Origin of the sequence: Klebsiella ornithinolytica NBRC 105727 = ATCC 31898 (assembly GCF_001598295.1) — a bacterium.
GTDB lineage: Bacteria > Pseudomonadota > Gammaproteobacteria > Enterobacterales > Enterobacteriaceae > Klebsiella > Klebsiella ornithinolytica.
The window spans coordinates 329,298-351,586 of record NZ_BCYR01000001.1 but is presented as its reverse complement, the minus strand read 5'-3'; the positions used below and the strand labels follow the sequence as shown (position 1 = coordinate 351,586).

Here is a 22,289-nt window from a genome sequence, read left to right as displayed (position 1 = left end):
CCTTCCCCGTTATTGTTTATTTTGACGCTGTGACCGTGTCAGCGTCTGGCTGGCGGCTAAGACGTGAAACCGAGTTGTTCCCCCACAGTTCCTGATAACGCAGACCGGTAATCTCCTCGAGAATACGCTGGTTTTGCGGACTTGCGGGGGCGAGTGGCCCGCCGGCGAGGCGCATTCTGTCGCACTCCTCGCGCAGTACCGCATGCGTTTTGATATTCAGCGTAAAGCGACGTGACGCCAGGTAACCGCCAATCAGAAGCAGAGTGGTGCCGAGACTGAGTACGGCCAGGATAATGTAATGCACCGACGCCGGTTGCTGTGGCTGGCCGGGATTAAAATGCGCCAGCTGCAGCAGAACGCCGACGAGCATCACCGCGACCGCCTGCGATGCCTTACGCGTCATGGTCATGACGCCGGCGAAAATACCTTCGCGCCGCAGACCGGTGATCGCTTCGTCGACGTCGGCCATATAGGTGTAGGTATTCCACGGGATATAGTTAATACCGCCGCGACCGAAGCCCGCTACCGCCGAGACCAGCATCAATACGGCAAGATGGGTAAAATCCCCGAGCCATAAAAAACCGTAGGTCAGGCAGGCAAGCGCAAAAAAGGCCACCGCCAGACGATAGGCCGGGGCGGGGCCCCAATGAATACACAGTGGGATCATGCAGAGTACGGCGATCAGCTGCATGATGGACATGATGCCGAGCAATTCGGAGGAGACGGTGGCGGTCTGGAACAGGACGTAGATGACGTAGTAGGTGAAAACGGCATTAAATACATCCTGGGCGATAAACCCGCCGAGATACATCCCAAGATGGGTGCGGAAGGCTTTCACTTTCAGGGTGGAGAGTGCGTCGCTGAAAAAACGCTTGAGTAAAGATCCGGACGCCGCAGGCGGCGCCTGCTGGTCAACGCTGCGCTCTCGTTCCCACGTATTGCAATACACCAACGTCAGGGCGATGGCGCAGATGATGGCAATCACCAGCCCGGCATAAAAGAAGGCGTGGGGGTTATCTTTTCCATACCAGCTAAAAAACAGGGCCGGCAGGTAGGCCGTGATGATGTACGACAGCTGGGCGAAAGAGATTCTGGCCCCTGAGAAGCGGGTTTTCTTTTTGAAGTCATCGGTCATTTCCGGAACCAGGGTTTCATACGGCACCAGAACCATGCTGTAGACCAGTTCGAAGACAAGGTAGGTCAACAGATAATAGAGGTAACCCATATCGCTGACCCAGATAAAACAGTAGGAAAAGACGGCGGGGATACCCGACAGAATAAAGAATTTGCGGCGACCAAACTTTTTCCCCAGAAAAGTATGGCCGAAGTTATCGGTAATATAGCCCATTAACGGACTGGCGATGGCATCGAAGACTCGCGCAATGGCGAAAATGGATGCCGCTTCAACCGCGCTCAGGTGACAGAAATTGGTATAAAAGAACAGCAGCCAGGCACCGGTGAGTGCCGTCGTTCCCATACCAAAAAAATCCCCTGAGCCGTAGCTGAGATAGTGTTTTAACGTGATTTTTCTTGCCATGATATACGCCTGTTATCTGAGTAACGAGTTCGCAGTACCATAGTTCACTGATATCTAAAAGTAACCAACTTGTTAGTTACTTTTGATCGTAGATCACATTTCATTAACCACCAGTCACGCCGTTACCGGCAGCAGGGGAACGTGAAAAAAGCAGCGGTCTACGCCCGATGGGCGCGGCGTGCATCCCGGGTAAATCGGCTGCTTAACCAAAACAGCGGGAGCTGAGCTATCGTTACCAGGAGTACACCGGCTAAGGGGGTCATCGCCATCAGCCCCTTCGCCACGACAGCACTGCCCAGCGTTTCACCGAGGGTTATCCCCAAATTAAACGCCGCAATATTTAAGGCTGAAGCAAAATCGACGGCTTTTGGCGTCCAGCGTTCAGCGGTGCTCAGCATGCCGGCCTGAAAAGCCGGTGACATCCCGAACGCCAGCAGTCCCCACAGGAATAACAGGACCATCACAGGCAGGCGCCAGGGTAATGCCACGGCCAGTAAAATGAGGGTAACTGCCAGCAGCAACAGCATCCGGCGTAATGCAGATGTCCAGCCCCGGGTCACCGTCAGTTTGCCGCCGAGTTGATTCCCGATTAGCGTGGCGATGCCAAAAATAATCAGCAGCAAACTCGCGGTCTGCGATGAAAAGCCGCTGATGTCGGTCAGGATCGGCGTAATAAACGTGAACGCGGCAAAGCTGGCGCCAAAGCCGGTGACGGTTATCGCCATCATGGCCAGAATTTCCGGCCGCAGTAACGCCGCGAGTTGCGTGACGGTTTTACCGGCCTCAGGTACGGCCAGCCGGGGCACCCAGATTGCCGTGGCGACCCACGCTATCACCGCCAGCCCGGCGACGGCGTAAAACGGTAGCCGCCACCCGACGCTATTTCCGATCAGGCTGCCCAGCGGGACGCCGATCACCATGGCTAACGTCAGGCCGGAAAACATCAGAGCAATCGCTCGTCCGCCTTGCCCAGGTGGCGCGAGGCGGCTGGCCACGGTCGCGCCGATGGCAAAGAAACTGCCGTGCGCCACCGCGGTGATGGCCCGGCCTGCCAGCAGCAGCGGGTAGCTGTCCGCCAGCGAGGAGAGGATATTGCCGGCCAGGAATAGCGTTATCAGGCTCAACAACACCGTTTTACGCGCTAACCGCGCCAGACCCAGTACCGCCAGCGGCGTGCCAATCGCCAGTGCGAGCGCATAGAGTCCGACCAGTTTACCCGCCGCGGCCAACGAGACGTGGAGATCTTGCGCGATGGCCGGAAGAACCCCGACAACAATGAACTCAGCTACGCCAATGGCAAAAGAGGTCACCGCCAGGGCCCAAATCCCCGGATGTATTGGCGTTTTCTGACTCATCGTTCACCTGCAGCGGCCTGGGCGATAGACTGATCCTGTTCAACCGTGGCGCCCGCGACACCGACGGCGCCCAGTATGTCGCCATTCGTATCATGTAGTACCACGCCGCCGCCAAAGCTGATTAATCCGCCGTTGGTGTATTCCAGGCTATAGATGGCCCCGCCGGGCTGGGCGTGTTCGCCAAGGTCAATGCTGTCGACGCCAAATAAGGCGGCGGTGCGCGCCTTCTTGATCGATACGTCAATGGTTCCGGCAACCGCACCGTCCATACGCAGGAACTGACGCAGCAGGCCTGAATCGTCGACGACGCAAATTGAAACCGAAAAACCTCGCTCACGGGCCAGGGTTGAGGCACGTAAAATCACATCCCGGGAAAGCTGCTCTAATTTCATTTTCAAAACTCCTCGTGTTAACAGGTGTTTTGATGATTCCAGAACGGCCGGGATGAAGAAACAGGGGAGGGAGATATCCGCTTATTGTTTGATAATGTCAAACTTTCCACCGCATCAATTGTGTGACGAGGTGGTTGATTCGCTCTGCGCTCAGGCGCTGAGAGGGGCCGGAAATACCCAGCGCGGCAACAATTTTCCCGTGTTGACGTAGCGGGAGCGCCAGGCAGTGCAATCCGCATTCAGCTTCTTCGAGATCAACGGCATAGCCCTGACGGATAATCGCCTGCAGTTCTTTTTCCAGCTCTGCGGACATCCCGTCCGCCCGGCGCAGGCTGCGAATAATTTCCGCTTTATCGGCGAGGAGCACTTTGCCGATGGCTGAGGTGGTCATGCCTTCTCTGCGGCCACGCGCGCTGAATACCGGCAGCGGGCCGTTAGCATCGATGGCATCCAGGTAGAGGTATTCGCGCGTTCCGCACGGCACCGCCAGATAACACACCTCGCCGCTGATTTCCGCCGCATATTGCAGCAACGGGGCGAAAAAGGATTTCACCTCCTGGTCGGCATCAATCAGCGTCTGGGCAATGGTTCTTAAGCGCAGACCCAGCGAGTAGCGGGTGCCGTTACGGGTGATATACCCCATTGACGCTAAAGTATTCAGCAACCCGTATATCGTACTTTTATGCAGTGCCGACCGGCGGGCCAGATCGACTAATCGGGCATCGCCACCCTGCTCAGCGATGATCTCAAGGAGATTCATCGCCCGTTCTACGGACTGAATTTTACGACTTTCATCGATCATCGATGTTTCTCTCTGTTGTCGATCCCGACGCTCAATGGCGGGGCAGATAATGGGGCGAATAATGAATAAAAAAGACCGGTGATACAATACGGCGTGTCGATTGCCGCGCGCTCCTGTGCCGTCACTTTTTTGCGTAATTGAAAATGATATTGCTAACCATTATCATCATGGCGCTACGTGAATAAGGCTTATCCGCCAGAGTGATACGGGAAAAACAGGTGAAGAGAGAGTATCAACAGGGGAAGGATCATCCGTCCCGAAACAGGGTCCAGCGCATCGCGGTATCTTGCATGCTCTCCTGTATGGCGCTGCTGTACGCCGGAAAAAGCGCGGCGAAACCGGATATGAAACCGCTGGGGCCGAATATTGCCGATCGCGGGTCTGCGGTATATCACTTCAGCGTTCATCAGTTTGACTCTGCGGATGGCAAAAGGCACTACCGGGTCTGGACCGGCGTACCTGACACATCGCCGCCGCCATCGGGCTACCCGGTCCTGTATATGCTGGACGGTAATGCGCTGATGGACCGCTTGTCTGATGAGCTACTGAAACAGCTGACCCAAAAAACGCCGCCGGTGATTGTGGCGATTGGCTACCAGACGCCGCTGCCTTTCGACACCCGCGCCAGAGCCTACGACTATACGCCTGCGGTGCAGCAGGGGGCCGGGGCCGTTGCCGTCGGCCATTATACGCGCGAGGGCGGCGGCAGCGCGACGTTCCGCCGGCTGCTGGAAGGGCGCATCGCCCCGACGGTAGAAAAAAATATTAACATCGACCCCAATAAACGAGGCCTCTGGGGACACTCCTTCGGCGGGCTGTTCGTACTGGACAGCTGGTTAAGCTCCTCTTTCTTCCACTTTTATTATGCGGCCAGCCCCTCTCTGGGCAGAGATAATTTCGCCCTGCTGACGAGAATGGAATCGCTTAATAAGCAAGAGGCCTGCCACAAGCAGCTCTATTTACTGGAGGGCGACGACCCGTCGGGAAGCAGCGCCGCCGCCGGCGCGGCCGGTGTGCTGAGCAGAGTGCGTAACACGGTTTCCCTCCTGAAGGAGGAGGGGCTGGCAGCCACCTACTGGCATTATCCGGGGCTGACGCACGGGCCGATGTTTAATGCCTCCTTCCGGAGTGCTTTGCTGCATATCGCTACGGCTGGCGAGAGCGGCGTGCAACGGTGCGAACACCGCTAGCCCGAACGGTGTGCTCGGCGAGGCATCGCTCCTGACGCGCTGTCACTGAGAGGGCGCGAGGTGATAATTTAAGCGAGCCGCCGGCGCGGTCTGTCGCATCGGGGGGCATCTTCCTCCCGATGGCAGGGGCTGTTTCGCTGAGCGCAGAAAAGCAAAAAGCCTGCTCGAAAGCAGGCTTTTCTATGTATGGCTCCTCTGACTGGACTCGAACCAGTGACATACGGATTAACAGTCCGCCGTTCTACCGACTGAACTACAGAGGAATCGTTGTGGAGTCGTATCTTAGCGGCGAAAAAAATTTTGTCAAACATCAATTTGCCCGCAAATGTTCAACTGCCGCTTCCATCAACAATTTGTTGCTATTACCGACAATTAATAAGGAAAAATGTTTTGCAGGATCCCTCATTCTCTATCATTATTTGAAATGTAGTTTCAACTTTTCTCACTAAGGTCTCCTTTGAACGTCACCTCCGCAGTAAGCCAGGTCCTGGGACGCACCACCTGGTTCAAAAAGCGTAAAAGTTATCGTGTACTTTACTGGCGTGAAATCAGCCCTCTTGCGGTGCCGATTTTCCTCGAAAACACCTGCGTTTTGCTGATGGGCGTCCTGAGTACGTTCCTCGTCAGCTGGCTGGGAAAAGAGGCCATGGCCGGGGTGGGGCTGGCCGACAGTTTTAATATGGTGATTATGTCGTTCTTCGCCGCCATCGATCTCGGCACCACGGTGGTGGTCGCCTTTAGCCTCGGCAAACGCGACCGGCGGCGGGCGAGGGCGGCGGCAAGACAATCGCTGGCGATTATGACGCTGTTCTCTGTTCTGCTGGCGGTCGCGATCCATGCATTTGGCCGCGAGATCATTAATTTTGTCGCCGGCGATGCCTCGGCGCAGGTGAAGGCCATGGCGCTGACCTATCTGGAGCTGACGGTCTTGAGCTACCCGGCGGCGGCCATTGCGCTTATTGGCAGCGGAGCGCTGCGCGGGGCGGGGAATACCAAAATTCCCCTGCTGATCAATGGCGGGATGAACATCCTCAACATCATTATCAGCAGCATCCTGATCTACGGCATTTTTTCCTGGCCGGGTCTGGGGTTTGTCGGCGCCGGTCTCGGGCTGACCATCGCCCGCTATATTGGCGCCGTGGCGATAGTCTGGGTGCTGGCAATTGGTTTTAACCCGGCGCTGCGCATCTCGCTGAAGAGCTACTTCCAGCCGTTCAATCTGGCGATTATCTGGGAAGTGATGGGCATTGGCATCCCGGCGAGTATTGAGTCGGTCCTGTTCAATGGTGGCAAGCTGCTGACGCAGATGTTTGTTGCGGGGATGGGGACCAACGTTATCGCCGGCAACTTTATTGCTTTTTCCTTCGCTGCGTTGATTAACCTGCCGGGGAACGCGCTGGGTTCCGCTTCGACGATTATTACCGGTAAACGGCTGGGGAAAGGGCAAATCGGACAGGCAGAGCGCCAGGCGTGGCATGTTTTTTGGTTATCCACCATCGTTCTGACGGTGATTGCCTGGGGGACGGCGCCGTTTGCCAATCTTATTGCCTCTTTCTACACCAGCGAAGAAGATGTCAAAGTAGTGGTTAAAGAGCTTCTGTGGCTCAACGCCTTCTTTATGCCTATCTGGGCGACTTCGTGGATCCTGCCCTGCGCCTTTAAAGGCGCGCGCGATGTGCGCTACACCATGTGGGTGTCGATGCTGGGAATGTGGGGCTGCCGTGTCGTAGCGGGTTATACCCTGGGCATTGTGCTGGGAATGGGGGTGATTGGCGTCTGGCTGGGAATGGTGCTCGACTGGGCGGTGCGCGGCGTGCTGTTCTATAGTCGAATGGTCAGCGGGCGCTGGCTATGGAAATATCCGCGCAGCAAGATTCAAGTGGACGAAACATAACCATTTTTCAGGCGTAACGGTACTTTTTGCCCAAAGTGGAGAATAAATCGGCAAACGATTTAAATTGTGAAAACAGCCTTTGACAAGGCCCGGCGGCGCCGTTAATATTCGCCCCGTTCACACGATTCCTCTGTAGTTCAGTCGGTAGAACGGCGGACTGTTAATCCGTATGTCACTGGTTCGAGTCCAGTCAGAGGAGCCATATTTAAGAAGCCCGCTTAAGGAAACTTAAGCGGGCTTTTTGCTTTCAACGCTATCCCCGATAGCCGACCACAATCCCGCGCCGTCCTACCCACGCGACTGCTGGGCCCTGAGGGGGGCGCTGCTATCGCCGTCAGGCATTCGCTTTCATCTACTGACTTCGCCGTTCCCGCAAGATGTGCTCCGGATGCCGGGCGGTGAAAAGAGAGTGCCGATACCCGCCCCCAAAGCGACCGCCCGGGATAAAACGATTTCCGCCTGGCGGGAAGGTCAACTCTCTCTATGCCTGCTGACGGCTACCGGCGGATTAAAGCCCGGCCTTAAGCCGCGATGCCGGCGCTGTTTTGTGCTCCAGTATTTTATCCACCCCTTCGATAAAACCGTCTCCCCCGGGGCCCACGCTTATCCACGCAGGCAGCGTCGGGATGGTCGCCAGGTGATGGCGTAGGGTACTCATACCGAGGGTATGTCTGAATCCGGCAAACATCGGGGCGTCATTTTCAGAGTCTCCGCTATAAAAGACGCTCTCCAGTCCGGCCCGTTCATCCAGGTGGTAAAAGGTCCTGAGGACGTGACGGCTCATGATTAACTTATCGTATTCCCCGGACCAGGCCAGCACCCATAGATTATTCACCGTGGTCTTTAACCCGGCCTCGTGCAACGACTCACGCAGCGTGTCAGTGCGCACGGTATGAGCGGGCAGGTCAAAGGCCAGGCCGGACAGGCGGAAGGGCTGGTCTGCCGCAAGGGTTGCCCACCGGTATTGTTCGGTGATTTTCCGCGCAATCGCGGTGAGTTTTTCCTGCACGTCGGCCTGCTTGTCCGCATGCCAAAAATAGCGGTTTACCCCATGGCCATCGGCGGCACGCTGAAAGAAAAAGCCGCCATTCTCGCCGATGACGCCATCGACAGGCCACATTCTGACCATCTGATCGCACCATCCTGCCGGGGCGCCGGTAACGGGTATCACCCGGATACCGGCAGACTGCAGCCGCTCTAATGCCGCATAGGTGGCGGCGGAAAGCCGTCCGCGAAAGGTGAGCGTTTCATCCATATCGGTCAGAACATATTGCACCGAAGAGAAGAGTCCCTGTGATGCCAGCGCAAGCGGTCGCATATCCACTCCCAATATAAAGAAACGATGTTATCGCGCTTTGGGTCGCAGGCGTTATAACGGAAGGCGATGAGTTATACCGTGGCTGAAGTCCGGCGCTGGGAGAAAGCCCGCCGGTGGGCGGGCCGATGGTGGTCGGTCGCGAGACCGCTTTGTCGCTTTCTCTTTACCCGTAATGGCGTCGGATAAAGAGGGTGAAAGGTTAGCGGAACGGCGGTTCGTTGAAGGTACGCAGCTTGCGCGAATGCATGTGGTCACCCTCGGCGCGCAGCAGATCAATAGCTTTAATACCTATTTGCAGATGCTCGGAGATTGCCCCTTCATAAAAGCGGTTGGCCTGGCCCGGTAGCTTAATTTCGCCGTGCAGCGGCTTATCGGAGACGCATAGCAATGTGCCGTACGGGACGCGGAAGCGGTAGCCCTGGGCCGCGATGGTGGCGCTCTCCATGTCGATGGCCACGGCACGGCTGAGGTTGAAACGCAGCGCCGAGGCGGAATAGCGCAGCTCCCAGTTGCGGTCATCCGTGGTCACCACCGTACCGGTACGCAGCCGCTGTTTAACCTCTTCGCCAGGCATACCGCTGATTTGCTTGGTAGCGTCGTACAGCGCGCGCTGTACTTCGGCAATGCTGGGAATCGGGATATCCGGCGGCAGCACGGCATCCAGAACGTGGTCATCACGCAGGTAGGCGTGGGCCAGCACGTAGTCGCCGATGGTCTGGCTTTCACGCAGACCGCCGCAGTGGCCAATCATCAGCCAGACGTCAGGGCGCAGCACCGCCAGATGATCGCAGATGTTCTTGGCGTTCGCCGGGCCGACGCCAATATTAATGAGCGTAATACCCTGGCCATCTTTGGTGATCAGATGCCAGGCGGGCATCTGATGCTTTTTCCACGCCAGATCGGAAATGGCCTGCTCCGGCGCTTCCGTATCGGCGGTTATCCAGATCCCGCCGGCGCAGGAAAGCGCGATATAAGGGCTGTCAGGATCGAGAATCTGACTGCACCCCCAGCTCACGAACTCATCAACATAACGGGTATAGTTGGTAAACAGAACGTACGGCTGAAAATGATCGACCGGTGTCCCGGTATAGTGCCGCAGGCGCGCGAGAGAGAAATCGACGCGGCGGGCGTCAAAATGAGAAAGCGGGTGGTGTTCGGTGGGATGGAACAGCCCGTCTGCGGTTTCATCGCCAATTTGCGACAGCTCGGTGGTCGGGAAATGGCGGGTCAGGCCCGCGCTCATCGAACGATCGAGCGTTAAGGCGGAGCCGTCGATGACATACGGATAAGGGATTTCATGCTGCGATAGCCCGACGCTGATATGCGCGCCGTAATCCTGATACAACGACGTGAGCTGCTCCAGCAGATAGGCGCGAAACAGCTTAGGATTGGTAATGGTGGTGGTGTAGCAACCGGCATGGGTGAAGCGGCCCCAGGCCCGGGTTTTTAGCGCTTTATGGTCTGCGCCGTCCCACGAAACGGACAGCTGCGGATAGACAAACAAGCCGTTAGCTCGATCGTCGTCATCCGGGAGAACGCTGTGGTTGATATATTCGCCGATGGCTTTACGTAATGCATTGACCGAACGCTCATACTGCAGTTCAAGCTGATTCAGCGCTTGTTCCGGGGTCAGACTGGCGGCCTTGTGGTTCATCTTCGCTCCTTTTTTCAGGTCTGCTGACATGCTTGATAGTATGTCACAGACGGAAAAGAGCGAAGGGGAATTTCAGCCGTTCCACGGTGAAAGTGATTGAATTAAATATTGTTGCTGCAGGGTCGGGTGCTGATTTATTGCCCAGGCTGGGTGATTTCCGCCCAACGTTCGCTGCTGAAGTGCGTGGCTTTTATCACTTTTAATGTCATAGCAGGATTGTCATTGAGGCAATACAGGGCATTTGCCAGCGGCGTGAGTTTATCCCCACACTGCAAAGCGCATTGCCGGGTGGTGATTTCGGCAATCACCAATAAATGCGCGCTTTGTAATACTGCGTAATAGTCTTGTGCGTTCTTAGATGATTGTACTTTTTTTATCCGCCATTCCATAAGACATTCCCTGATCTGCGCTATTCCTGGCGATAATTGCCCGTTACCTCTTTTCTTACAATAAGAATAGCCTAATGGTTTAGGATGCGTTTAATCTGAAAAGATTCAGAATATCGTCACATGCATAATGGTCCGAATAAGAATACCAATGATCGCGCCAGGGGCGGCAAAGCGGAACAGTCGAACAAAGCGCGAGCTCACGCCAAGGAATATACCAATGCCGGGCAGATCGAAGGTCTGAATTAATAGTCCGGCTGAGGCGTTGAGTTGGCTGACGGTGACTTTGCCTTGCTGCAGCAGTTCAGAGACCACGCCAAAATAGGCGGTACCGCCTGCGATACATTTGACCAGCGCAGGAAGGACAAAGTTGACTGGAATATGCAGCCACTGCAGCAGCGGCATCAGCAGATGCTGAAGCATGCCGATGATGCCGGCCGCTTGCATCACCCCGACGATGGTTAATGACAGGATCAGCATCGGCACCGCGCCGAGCGCAAGACGAATGGCATCTGATCCCGCATTGTTAATGACCGCAATCACCCCCTGGCTGTTTTGTTCGGCGTTGGGTAGCGCCTCCGCCCGGGCATTCTCCATCACTGACAGACGGCGCCCGATGACGTGCCAGGTGACCGCCCCCGCACACAGACCGCCGATAATCGAAATGCAAATCGAGGCCATCCAGTGCAGTCCGAAAGGAGTGAGAGGGTAAAAGACGTTGCCCTGGCCCATGGCAAAGACCATAGCGAGCGTGGCGGCCATCTGGCGATCCGAGACGCCACGCTTATCCATAATGGCCAGCGTCGCCAACGGGGCGGCGAAACTCACGAAGTTAATCTGAATCAACGCGAAGGCGCTCATCCCGCCAAGGCCAAAAGGTTTGAGCAGCGGCGCGACCCAGCGGACGATAACGTCCAGGACTCCGCGGACTTCCAGATATTTCATGATCATCAGCATGACGACCATAATGGGCAATAGCGTATAAAGCGCGACATCAACGGAAGATTTTCCCGCCGACATAATAATGCCGATAAGATCCATTTAACTCTCAATCATCGAATAGCGAAATGATAATGGTCATCATCATAATCCTCGTCAGACGGAAATGATACGGCTACCCGTTATCAGCCGTCCAGCAATGAAATGAAAGAATAAGCTAACGATATGACTTCATAATATGACGGCTTGCGGTTTATATGTCGTGTTTCGGTTTTGAATGAGGAGGGCTGTTGGTGAGATATTTTTTCATTCGATGCGTTAACGACCTGGGATGCTATCTGGAAAAATATGGTCAACTATATGGCCAACTAACGTCATCAGCGAAGCCATCAGAAAATAACCCGGTGACGACACATATCGTCACCGGGGGAAGTTAGCGAATCATTTCGGACGCAATTTTCTCAGCCACCATAATAATAGGCGCATTGATATTGGCGGTGGGGACACGCGGCAGGATGGAACCGTCGACGATACGTAATTTCGACAGGCCATGAACCCGGCCCTGATTGTCCGTAACCGCCATCTCATCGCTGCCCATACGACAGGTGCTGGTCGGATGATGTTCCGTATTTGCTACCCGGCGTAGCCAGGCTTCTATCTCGCTATCACTTGCGGAGAGCGAAGGCGTGTCGACAAATCCGCTAAGATAGCCCTCCCATGCGGGCTGATGAACCATTTCCAATGTTTTCCTGATCCCCTGAATCATCTCCGTAATGTCCCGTTTGTCGGATAAATAGTTGAAGCGAATCACGGGTTTTTGCCGAGGATCTGCCGAGCGAAGTGAGACGGACCCCCGACTGTAAGGACGCATCTGGCTGACAAAATACTGGAACCCATCGGCGATATGCACTTTTCCTGACTGGAAATCGGCCAGGAAAGGTAAAAATTCATGCTGCATATTGATGTAGTCAACGTCATCGCTGCTCTTAAAGAAAGCGCCAACTTCGAAGAAATTCGTCGCCCCTAACCCGGATTTGAATAATGACCATTCAGCTCCGAGCTTGAGACGTCCCAGCATATTAAGCTGTTTGCAGATAGAGACTCCTGCCGGGGAGCGAAAACGCAGAGGGGCCACAACGTGATCCTGCAAGCAGGCGCCGACGCCAGGAAGATGGGTGACGAGATCTATGCCGTGCTTGCTGAGCTGCGCCCGGTCGCCCACGCCTGACAGCAGGAGTAGATGAGGAGAGCCAATACTTCCTGCACACACAATAACCTCGCGAGAGGCGTGAATATCCTGGCGTGTTCCGCCATGTTGCAATGTCACGCCTGTCGCCTCTGTACCAGAAAAAAGAATACGCTCGACCAGACAGTCGGTCATCACGGTCAGATTCGGTCGGTTTGCCACAGGTTTGAGATAAGCCAGGCTGGTACTGCACCGTACCCCGTTGCGAATCGTTGCCTGAGTGACGTGGACGCCTTCTTGAGAACCGCTGTTATAGTCCCCGGCATTTTTCAGGCCAAACTGTTGGCCAGCGTCGAGAAAACGCTGATACAAAGGATGGTCTGCTTTACTGCGTGTTACGGAGATTGGACCATGACCCCCGCGTTCGGGGTCGCGTCCATCCTCGAAGTTTTCCAGTTTTTTGAAAAAGGGGAGGCAGTCGGCAAAATCCCAACCGCTGACGCCTAGATTTTTCCAGTTGTCATAATCTTTGTGGTGGCCTCGGACATGAACCATCCCATTGATCGATGAGCTTCCTCCCAGACAGCGCCCGCGCGCCTGACCGATGGTGCGACCGCCGAGTTCTGTTTCTGGTTCGCTTTCAAATTTCCAGTTATAGATATCGCTCTCAATCGGAAAGGTCAGCGCTGCGGGCATCTTGATAAAGATGCTGTTATCTCGTGGGCCCGCCTCTATCAGGCAGACGCGTATTTCAGGATTGGCCGTGAGTCTGTTTGCCATCACACAGCCTGCGGAACCTGCGCCAATCACCAGATAATCAAACTCCTGAATATGTTTAACCATGTTTTTAACCTGACTCTTATGACTTAATGGATACGGATTGTTGTCTGGCAGATGACGTAATATCGGTATGTTCGGGTTCATTGGCGACAACATATAGTGATAACGCTTTCCAACGGCGCTGACCGCTGCTTTTCAGCTTATATAAGCGCCATAAGCCGATGAGTAATAGCCCGGCAAAGGCAACCGGCGCGTAACCGACCGGCGGCTCCGGTAAAGGAAACAGAGAATAGTAGAGGACGCACAGCAGGACTGCGCTGGAAAAGATGGGGAACAGGATGTGCATCGTAATGCTTAACGATTTGCGCATGGTTGTGGTGAAAAAGCGGATCACGCCGATATTGCCCATTATGTAGACGAAAACATAAATAATGGTCGCGAGTGTGGCCAGCATAAAGAACACCTGATCGGGGGCGACAAGAGATCCCGCAATGAGGCCAATCACCAGACTTAACAAGGTTTGGGTCAGAATTGCGATGTGCGGCGTACGATGCTGTGGGTGCACTTTTTTCAACCATACCGGCATGGTCTCTGAGCGAGCCATGGCAAACCAGTTACGCGTGGCATCAACCGTGCAAGCAATACAGACCGCGATACCAGAGTTCAGTAACGCCAGTAATACCAGTACCCACGCCGGTCCCCACAAACGATGCGCGACGGTTAGTGCCGGGTTCTCCGTTGCCGCTCCTAGCGTGTCCATATGGGCAATTCCCCAGCCGGACTGAATTCCCCATGCGCAGAAGACATAAAAAATACCCAGTAAAATGACAGAGCCTACGATAGCCTGAGGAATGACTTTCCGCGGGTTGCGTGCCTCTTCTGCAACGGCGGCCGCACCTTCCCAGCCGGTGAACGCAAAGATGGATAAAACCACGGCCAGGAAAAAACCGTGAGAGGTTGGCGCGTTGGTTGGCAGGAAGCCAGCAAGTGTGACGCCCCCTTCACCGGGTGAAAGCAGACCACATAATGCCAGGGCAGCGACAATAAGAATTTCGAAAACCGATAAGACAGTCAGCATTTTTCCGGAGGTTTTAATGCCTCTGTAGGCCACCGTTCCGACCAGAATCAAAATAAACAACGTGATAGCCTGCCAGGGAATATGAATTCCGTAGTTCCTGGCAATTTCATTTTGCATAACAAAACCGGTATAGGCAGCCAGTCCGCCCGGAATCAGTGCCACTATCCATGAATACATCCAGCCGACGATAAAACCTGCGCTCGGGCCGACGGTGGCGCTCACGTAGGTATAGAACCCTCCCGCAGATGGAAAGTGTTTCCCCAGCTGTGCCAGCGAAACCGCGACGATGAGGCCGATGATGAAAGCCACAATGTAGGCGGAAGGTGCGCTCAGGCCTGCCTGCTGAGTATTAAATGCAATCGTGGTCAGTACCCCCACGGCGGGGGCTATCTGCGCAATGCTTTGCATCAAAACGGTAGGCAGGCCAATCGAGTTACGCTGCAAACCCGTCTCTTGCCCAATGGAAGAACGATCGGCTTTCATTGAAAACTCCTGGTTCAGTGTTAGGAAAATTCATCAAATGTTGTTGATATGTTTCGTTGGGGAGTATGTATGCATGAAATCGTGCAAGTCAACGCCTGATATTGTGTGTCGAGATGATTTATTCGCCTTTTTGTGACTTGTATAGCGTTTTTTTAATATTGACTGCACGAATTCGTGCATGTAGCATGAAAACATCATCAACAAAGAGGGTAAACTTATGTCACTTAAGGACAGTCCATACGAAGCCGATCTTCATGAACAGGTCACTGCGCTAAAGGCGCAGCTTGCTTATACCTTACCGCCGGCATTAGGTGAATTGGATTTGCACGCTTTCGGGCGAATTGTGTTATCAGGTATGGGCTCATCAGACTATGCAACCATCCCGGTGGAGCGTGAACTGCTGGCGATGGGATTACCCGTATGGCGCGTGGATGCAGGGAAATTGATGGATACGCCTGAGCTTGTTACGTCGGATACCCTGCTGTGGCTAACGTCTCAGTCAGGAATGAGTGGTGAAGTGGTGGCACTACTGGATATGTTGAAAGGGGAACGGCGACCGGCGACTATCATTGGCGTCACGAATGGCGAAACCAGCGAGCTGGCAAAGCAAAGCGATATTGTGGTTACGCTGAAATCTGGGCATGAGTCCACCGTCAGCGCGAAAAGCTATCTCAATACTCTGGTCGCGCAGTATCGTATTTTCCTGGCGCTGACCGGGCAGAGTGAAGCTTCATTACTGGCAGAACTGACGGCATTTTTACCACATGTTGCCGGACTAATTGCCGAAGATACCTTCGTACATCCTTTAACCGAGGCGCTATTTCGCCATTCACAGCCGCGCATTGCGTTAATTGGTATTGGGGCTGATGGCACAACAGCTATGACGGGGGCACTCATTTTGAAAGAGGCCAGCAAAATGACCGCAGAAGGTTATCTTGGTGGTGAGTTCCGACATGGTCCAATGGAAACCTCCGGCGAAGGAATGCTGGCTCTGTTGATTGGCGATAAAGGCAGTGAAACGCTGACCCACCTTGCTGAGGAGCTGGGTGCCAATGGTACGACCGTGGTGACTATTGGACCAGAACGTTATGGGAATGGAGTACATCTACCGACCTCGTCCGGTGAAGCTTTATTACGCCTGATTGGCGGGATGCTGTACATCCAGCACATGACCGTAGCGTTTGCGAAAGCGAAAGGACTGGTGCCAGGCCAGTTTTTCTATGGACAGAAAATTACGGTAAAAATTTAATATTCCGTCGGCGCTGTCGGCATACACGGTAGGGAGAGTAGGTTGAGATGATGCAGCCAAATGTTTGTGCTGGCCTTGATATGGGGGGGACGGGCATCCGGATTGTTATTATGCGTGAAGAGCGTGTTTTGGCCTCCACGACGATATCGACAGCATCGTTTGCCGATCTCGCACAACGACAGCGAGTTTCGATATTAGCGCAGAGTATTCTCGGCTTGCTTCCCTACGGTACCCGACTTATTGGCGTGGGTATCGGGGCCAGCGGGCCGGTTAATGTCGAGACGGGGGTGATTGATAATCCGTATACCTTGCCAGCTTTTTCAGGTTTTCCTCTCGCGGCACAGATGGAAACCTGTCTGCAGGTACCGGTCAGAATGGATAACGATGCTACGACAGCCGCATTGGGCGAGCACCATTTTGGCGCGGGGATTGGCAGCTCGCGGATGTTGATGGTGACACTGGGTACCGGAGTAGGGGTCGCATTGCTCGATCGCGGTAAGCCGTTTCGGATGGCAAACGGCAGCCATCCGGAAGCCGGGCATATTGCTGTCAGTGATGATGAGCGGGTTTGCTACTGCGGTCTGACCGGGTGTTGGGAAAGCCTGGCTGCACGTAGCTGGTTGCAAACTACGCTCATGGAACGAGTGCCAGAGGTTGATTATCGGCGGCAACGCCTGGTCGACTGGCTGGAAATTTGCCGGCAGTCTCCGGAGATAGCCAGCGTGTTTTATCAGTATGGACGGCAGGTCGGGAAAGGGTTGGGATCTCTCTTGATGGCGTACGGTCCTGACACGACGGTATTGAGCGGCAGCGCGGCGTCACTCTATCCGTTGTTCGAACAGGGTCTGCAAAGTGTTCTTCAGCGCGCTGCGGGTTTCGAGATTAATCGCGATATTCATATTTCGCTGCTTGGCGATACTGCCGGAGCCATGGGAGCAACCCGGCTTCTTCCTGATGCGACTTTGCTTATTTAGCTGATTACTATTACTATTCACACGAAATCGTGCATATCACATGGGATGTAGTCAATGACCGCGACAGAGCGCAGAAATCAAATTATCGAGCTGATCAATGAGCGGGGATACATCAATAGCGGCGAGCTATCCGCTTTTTTTTCTGTTGATAGCTCAACCATTCGCCGTGATTTAGCGTTTCTTGAAAAGAATGGTCGCCTGTTGCGCACCCACGGCGGCGTTCTGCCGCAGCAAGACTCGTTGGATGGCGATTCTCCCTGGAACGTGCGGCGTGATATGAACGTTCAGGCCAAATGTGCAATAGCCCAGGCGGCATTGGCCTGTATTCAAGATGGTCAGACGCTGATTCTGGATAATGGCTCAACCGTATATCAGCTGGCCGTTGCGCTGCGGGAAAGAAAAAATATTACCGTTATTACTAACGATTTGATGATCGCCATGCAGCTCTCTCAGCATCCGTCTATCACTTTGCATGTCGCTGGCGGAGTGATGCTCAATAATGTGTATACCCTTGTTGGACCGGATACCCTCAGTAAATTTGCGAACGTGCATACTGATTGGGCGTTTCTTGGCGCTGAGGGCGTTCATTTCGATAGCGGGATTACCAACATCAATACGGTAGAAGTCTCTGTAAAACAGGCGATGATCGCAGCGGCAAACCAGACAATAGTGCTAGCCGATAGTTCTAAAATTGGTCATAAAGCATTCTCACATGTATGCGGCCTGGATCTTATTACCCGGGTTATCACTGACGATCGGCGCGCTATCAAAGATGTTAAGCGCTACGGTGATAAACTGGAAATAGTGAGTATGTAAAGGGCGGGGAGGTCACGAGGGCTATTACGCGGCGAGGTCTTTTCAAATCAGATGGAAGGCTGTGGCACTCACGATCCGAAACCAAAGAGTAGGGAACAGGCGTAGCGAGAGAAAGTAAAAAGGCCGCTTAAGTTTCTTTAAGCGACCTTGTTAAATATGACCCGGTGCTGGCCCTGACGCAGCAGGTTGAAAGGGATGGTGTCATGTTGGTATTTATCAAACCCGGTCGGACAGCACCGAATACCTTTATCGAACGGTGCAACCGGATGCACCGGACAGAATACTGAATTTTTAACTGGTCAGAACGCTAAATAAGTTAACCGGAGAGGTGACTTTTTACTTCGGGAAATATTGCAGATATTGCGGTGAGAGGTAATTTGGGCATCCAGGTACGGGTTGTTCTACGAGAGGTTTAAATTTCCGCGGCTTCCCGAGGATGGGTAAATAAGGTTTTTGGTCTGTGATGATCACAATACCAATTCAGTTGTGAGAGGGGTGCGGTGACAGCACCCCTTTATACACTCTTAGAAGAAATCAATGCGCGTATTGATACCGACGGTGCGACCCATATTGACCTGCGCTACGGCGCTGCTGCCGTTCATATAGCCATAGGTACGGTAACGACGATCGAACAGGTTATCGACATAAACGGAAATATTCATCCGTTCAGTCGCCTGCCAGCCCAGGCTGCTGTCCAGAGTGGCGTAAGCGCCTTGCCGCAGCTGGTTGTCGCCATCGAAATAATGCGGCCCGACAAGATTGACCGCCAGTCGGGGCATCAGCGCCCCATAGCGGGTATCGATCAGGCCGTTTACGCTGCTTCCTGCGCCATAACGCGGCACGAACGGCACCCGGTTACCGCGATACAGCTCACTGTCATTGGTGAATTCGGAACGGATCGCGTTGCCATTGATATCCCATGACCAGCCCGGTGCGAACCGCCATTTTGCTTCAAGCTCAACGCCGGTGGCGTCGGCTTTCCCCGCATTGCTTAAAGTTTGCATCCCGACCGGACCTGAGTAGAGCTGCATGTCTTTGGTATGGGTATAAAACGCTGCGGCTTGTAGCGTAACATCGGCGGTTTCGTAGCGAGTGCCAAGCTCATAGTTAATAGATTTCTCTGCCATGAACGGTTTGGCATCAAGACCCGCCGTAGGCACAATATTATATCCGGAAGGTTTATATCCCTGGGCTACGCGGGTATACACTCTCCAGTCGTCGGCCAGCATATAGCCTGCGGAGAGTTGCCCGAGCACCCGATCGTCATTGCTCTTACCCTGGTCGCCAAATGGGCTACCGAGCACGCTGCCGTGATATTGCGTGCTGGCCTTATCATGTGAGAAGCGAACGCCGCCACCGATATCAAAACGATCGCTTAAATGCCAGGTCAGGTCACCGTAGGCGGCCAGAGTTTCAGCGCTGGTATAGCCGGTGCTGCTTAAATAAGGCATTGTCGGCATGTCGTAGGTCGAATTTATCTTCTCGCGGGTGTTCTGCCGATACAACCCGAACACCATATCAACGGTACGCGTATCGCCGAGGGTGGCGGCGCGCAGCTCCTGCACATCCTGATTCCAGCGCTGGGGCATATTGACGATTAACGAGCCAGAAGGGAAGGTTCGCGAATAATCCTGCTGCTGCCAGGCGCCGATCAGATTGTAAACCCAGTCAGCGGTGGTGTACTTCGCGCTCAGGGTCTGGCTGTCAGTGCAGCGCCGCATGTACGGGTCTGGTGAACCCTCGCCGAGCGACAGCTTACGGCTCTTAATATCATTCCATGCCACATAGGCATCCTGGGTGGCGCGAGTACATTCGCGTGAGGCGGAAAAACCCATCTCCCAGGGCCGATCGTCCGGCGCCAGACGCAGTTTCACATTCCCTATGCTGGCGCGGGTGCCGCCTAGATCATCGCTTCCCGTCGCGGGGTTAATCATCTCACCATCATCAACCTGGCGTAACAGAGTGACGCTACCGTACAGCAGGCCATCCTCAATGGGGCCGCTCAGGTTGAATTTGCTACGATAACTGTCGCGACTGCTGACACCACCTTCAATATAGCCGCGAAGCGTGCTGTCCGGCTGCTGGGTGACGATGTTGATAATCCCGCCCTGAGCGCTTTTGCCGTATAACGTTCCCTGCGGGCCACGCAGCAACTCTACGCTTTGCACATCGGTTAGCGCCTGGATGGTGTTAGTGGAAAGCTGAGGGACGCCATCGACATACAGGGTGACGGCAGGGTTATAAAAGTCCTGGGCTGAAGAGATGCCGCGTAGCGAGATCGTTGAAAAAAGCATGTTGCCGCTATTTTCAATATTGAGCCCGGGCAAGACTCTGGGGAGTTTGTCGCTGGCGGTCACGCCGGCGTCGCTTAACTCCGGCGCGCTGACAACGGTAGAAGAGACATTGTTGGCTGAGGCCGAACGAGAAGATTGTTTACTGGCGGTTACCACCATCGTGCTTTCGTCCGGCTGGGAAGTTTGGGCATGGGCAATGGCAGGAAGCAAAAAACCTCCCAGAACCAGAGGATAAAACCGTGTCATTTTCATTGTTATGAGTCCCTGTAAAACGGCGAAGCGCCAAAATACCGACAATATTGAGTTGAAAATGATAACCATTTCTAATTGCGCTGCTACCCGAAACGGGTTTATTTCAACCTGTTTCGGGTAGGGTTACGCTTATTGGGCAGAAGGGTGATAGCGGTCGATGGCGAGAGCCGTCAGGCGCTTTTTGTCTATCTTGCCGACGGCGGTGAGCGGCCAGTGGTTCAGGAACTCGATTTGGTCAGGGATTTTCCACGCGCTGAGCCCCATACTGGTCAACTGTTGACGTAGCTGCTGATAGTCAGATGGTGTTTGTTGCGCGATGATAAATGCGCAAATCCGCTCGCCAAGTAGCGTGTCCGGCGCGGCGACCACGGCGCAATCCTTCACCTCTTCTAAACGCATCAATGCCGATTCGACTTCCGCCGCGGCGATTTTTTCTCCGGCACGATTGATCTGCTCTTTTAGGCGCCCCTCAACGCACAGGTTTCCCGCCTCATCCAGCCTGACATTGTCACCAGTGCGGTAAAACCCCTGCGCATTAAAGGCGTGCGCGTTGTGAGCAGGAGCGCGGTAATAGCCCGAAATGGTGTAAGGGCCGCGTGTTAACAACTGCCCGATTTCGCCCGGGGCGACGTCGTTCTCGTTTTCATCAACGATTCGGATTTGATCCTCGGGAGACAACGGACGTCCCTGGCTGTGGAGAACGGTGGTTCGCGGATCGTCCAGCCGGGTAAAACAGAGCAGCCCTTCCGCCATACCGAAGACCTGTTGCAAGGTGCAGTCAAAGGTGGCGATAACCTGCTCAGCAAGCGCCGGGTCGAGCCGGGCGCCGCCCACCTGAATGACGCGCAGAGAGGAGAGATCGCTCTCTTCCCACTCTCTGGCCTGGATCCACAATTGCGCCAGCGCCGGAACCAGAGCAACGTGGGTGACTCCTTCATTAGCGATTAAGGGCATCACCTCATCGCAACTGGGGCTGTCGGTCAGCACCACTTTTCCGCCGCAGGCCAGCGTTCCCAGAATGCCGGGGCAGGCTAGCGGAAAGTTATGCGCCACGGGGAGGACGGCGAGATACACGCTCTGTTGACTGATGCCGCACAGTTCGGCAGACGCGCTGAAGTTATAGCTATAGTCGGCATGCCGGCGCGGGATAAGCTTTGGCGTCCCGGTTGTGCCGCCTGAGAGCAGCAGCAGCGCGGTGGCGGAAACATCAGGCTGCGGCCACTCCTGCCGTTCACCGCGCAGCGAGAAGAGAGGCGTAAAATCGTCGCCTGCGCGCTCTTCTACAACCAGAACATGACGTAAGCAGGCGTGTTTATGCGCCATCTGGCGGGCCAGCTCTGCGTGGTTTTCCCCGTGAATAACGTAAGCGACGGGTTGCGCCAGCGCCATCAGCGCGTCGATATCCAGCGCCCGTTGGGAGGGCATCGCCAGAACCGGGATAACGCCCAGTCTTAACAAGGCGAACAGCAGGATCACAAACGCGTTGCCGTTAGGAAGCTGCACAATCACCTGCTCCCCCGGGTGCAAACCCAGTGAGGACAGACCTGCGGCAAGTTCGTCGACCCGTGCATCAAGCGCGCTGTAGGTAAGTGAACCCTGTGCATCAACGACGGCAATTCGCGAGGCATAGCGGACCGCCCAGTGGCGCAACTGCTCGGCAATGGGGAAGGGATACGGTTTAATCAGAGATTCAAAAGAAGAATGCATACA

18 protein-coding genes, 2 tRNA genes and 1 pseudogene are annotated in these 22,289 nt (G+C 54.6%); 8 read left to right on the top strand and 13 right to left on the bottom strand.

Going from position 1 to position 22,289, the window contains the following annotated elements; translation table 11 throughout:
- Positions 1 to 16: 16 nt before the first annotated feature.
- The 4 genes from ROR01S_RS01600 to ROR01S_RS01585 form a co-directional block, all read right to left on the bottom strand.
- Positions 17 to 1,540, bottom strand: coding sequence for an MFS transporter (locus ROR01S_RS01600; protein ID WP_480040307.1), 1,524 nt, complete (start codon positions 1,538 to 1,540; stop codon positions 17 to 19).
- Positions 1,541 to 1,695: 155 nt separating this feature from the next.
- The gene (locus ROR01S_RS01595) at positions 1,696 to 2,892 is read right to left on the bottom strand and encodes an MFS transporter (protein ID WP_004864434.1); all 1,197 of its coding nucleotides are present in this window, start codon (positions 2,890 to 2,892) and stop codon (positions 1,696 to 1,698) included.
- A complete protein-coding gene (locus tag ROR01S_RS01590; protein ID WP_004864432.1) occupies positions 2,889 to 3,284 on the bottom strand; it encodes a GlcG/HbpS family heme-binding protein in 396 nt (131 codons plus the stop codon). The genes ROR01S_RS01595 and ROR01S_RS01590 overlap by 4 nt, the downstream gene beginning before the upstream one ends.
- A gap of 97 nt (positions 3,285 to 3,381) precedes the next feature.
- Positions 3,382 to 4,086 (bottom strand): IclR family transcriptional regulator, encoded by a 705-nt coding sequence (locus ROR01S_RS01585; RefSeq protein WP_015583964.1) that lies wholly within the window; start codon positions 4,084 to 4,086, stop codon positions 3,382 to 3,384.
- Positions 4,087 to 4,376: 290 nt separating this feature from the next.
- Between ROR01S_RS01585 and ROR01S_RS01580 the strand changes: the two genes are divergently transcribed.
- Positions 4,377 to 5,276, top strand: a complete 900-nt coding sequence (locus ROR01S_RS01580; RefSeq protein WP_064359033.1) for an alpha/beta hydrolase — start codon at positions 4,377 to 4,379, stop codon at positions 5,274 to 5,276.
- A gap of 187 nt (positions 5,277 to 5,463) precedes the next feature.
- Here ROR01S_RS01580 and ROR01S_RS01575 read toward each other — a convergent pair.
- Positions 5,464 to 5,539 (bottom strand) — tRNA-Asn (locus ROR01S_RS01575).
- A gap of 6 nt (positions 5,540 to 5,545) precedes the next feature.
- On the opposite strand from ROR01S_RS01575, the gene ROR01S_RS27670 reads away from it, so the two are divergent.
- From ROR01S_RS27670 to ROR01S_RS01565, 3 genes are all read left to right on the top strand, one after another.
- Positions 5,546 to 5,725, top strand: a complete 180-nt coding sequence (locus ROR01S_RS27670; RefSeq protein WP_219173556.1) for a DUF5951 family protein — start codon at positions 5,546 to 5,548, stop codon at positions 5,723 to 5,725.
- Positions 5,726 to 5,733: 8 nt separating this feature from the next.
- Positions 5,734 to 7,170, top strand: coding sequence for an EmmdR/YeeO family multidrug/toxin efflux MATE transporter (locus tag ROR01S_RS01570; protein WP_064359032.1), 1,437 nt, complete (start codon positions 5,734 to 5,736; stop codon positions 7,168 to 7,170).
- Positions 7,171 to 7,296: 126 nt separating this feature from the next.
- Positions 7,297 to 7,372, top strand: a tRNA-Asn gene (locus ROR01S_RS01565).
- Between the two features lie 306 nt (positions 7,373 to 7,678).
- Here the strand turns inward: ROR01S_RS01565 and ROR01S_RS01560 are convergent.
- The 6 genes from ROR01S_RS01560 to ROR01S_RS01535 form a co-directional block, all read right to left on the bottom strand.
- Positions 7,679 to 8,488 (bottom strand): HAD-IIB family hydrolase, encoded by an 810-nt coding sequence (locus tag ROR01S_RS01560; RefSeq protein WP_064359031.1) that lies wholly within the window; start codon positions 8,486 to 8,488, stop codon positions 7,679 to 7,681.
- A gap of 199 nt (positions 8,489 to 8,687) precedes the next feature.
- Entirely contained in the window at positions 8,688 to 10,142 is a 1,455-nt protein-coding gene (locus ROR01S_RS01555) for an AMP nucleosidase (RefSeq protein ID WP_004864423.1), read from the bottom strand.
- A gap of 134 nt (positions 10,143 to 10,276) precedes the next feature.
- Positions 10,277 to 10,531 carry a histidine kinase gene (locus ROR01S_RS01550; RefSeq protein WP_004864420.1) on the bottom strand — a complete coding sequence of 85 codons (255 nt, stop codon included), beginning with the start codon at positions 10,529 to 10,531 and terminating at the stop codon, positions 10,277 to 10,279.
- A gap of 105 nt (positions 10,532 to 10,636) precedes the next feature.
- A complete protein-coding gene (locus ROR01S_RS01545) occupies positions 10,637 to 11,569 on the bottom strand; it encodes a nucleoside recognition domain-containing protein (protein WP_015583967.1) in 933 nt (310 codons plus the stop codon).
- A gap of 331 nt (positions 11,570 to 11,900) precedes the next feature.
- Complete coding sequence (locus tag ROR01S_RS01540; protein ID WP_048023864.1) at positions 11,901 to 13,496, bottom strand: choline dehydrogenase; 1,596 nt, start codon at positions 13,494 to 13,496, stop codon at positions 11,901 to 11,903.
- 16 nt (positions 13,497 to 13,512) lie between these two features.
- Positions 13,513 to 14,994 carry an APC family permease gene (locus tag ROR01S_RS01535; protein ID WP_064359030.1) on the bottom strand — a complete coding sequence of 494 codons (1,482 nt, stop codon included), beginning with the start codon at positions 14,992 to 14,994 and terminating at the stop codon, positions 13,513 to 13,515.
- 217 nt (positions 14,995 to 15,211) lie between these two features.
- On the opposite strand from ROR01S_RS01535, the gene ROR01S_RS01530 reads away from it, so the two are divergent.
- The 4 genes and pseudogenes from ROR01S_RS01530 to ROR01S_RS27745 form a co-directional block, all read left to right on the top strand.
- Entirely contained in the window at positions 15,212 to 16,243 is a 1,032-nt protein-coding gene (locus tag ROR01S_RS01530; RefSeq protein WP_048023867.1) for an SIS domain-containing protein, read from the top strand.
- Positions 16,244 to 16,290: 47 nt separating this feature from the next.
- Positions 16,291 to 17,217 (top strand): ROK family protein, encoded by a 927-nt coding sequence (locus ROR01S_RS01525; protein WP_048023869.1) that lies wholly within the window; start codon positions 16,291 to 16,293, stop codon positions 17,215 to 17,217.
- A gap of 54 nt (positions 17,218 to 17,271) precedes the next feature.
- Positions 17,272 to 18,033, top strand: coding sequence for a DeoR/GlpR family DNA-binding transcription regulator (locus ROR01S_RS01520; protein WP_048023871.1), 762 nt, complete (start codon positions 17,272 to 17,274; stop codon positions 18,031 to 18,033).
- 167 nt (positions 18,034 to 18,200) lie between these two features.
- Positions 18,201 to 18,314, top strand: a pseudogene (locus tag ROR01S_RS27745) (IS3 family transposase); the annotation flags it as partial.
- A gap of 243 nt (positions 18,315 to 18,557) precedes the next feature.
- Here the strand turns inward: ROR01S_RS27745 and ROR01S_RS01515 are convergent.
- Both ROR01S_RS01515 and ybtE read right to left on the bottom strand, forming a co-directional pair.
- Positions 18,558 to 20,579, bottom strand: a complete 2,022-nt coding sequence (locus ROR01S_RS01515) for a TonB-dependent receptor (protein ID WP_064359029.1) — start codon at positions 20,577 to 20,579, stop codon at positions 18,558 to 18,560.
- Positions 20,580 to 20,708: 129 nt separating this feature from the next.
- Positions 20,709 to 22,286 carry a yersiniabactin biosynthesis salycil-AMP ligase YbtE gene (gene ybtE / locus ROR01S_RS01510; RefSeq protein ID WP_064359028.1) on the bottom strand — a complete coding sequence of 526 codons (1,578 nt, stop codon included), beginning with the start codon at positions 22,284 to 22,286 and terminating at the stop codon, positions 20,709 to 20,711.
- Positions 22,287 to 22,289: the final 3 nt, after the last annotated feature.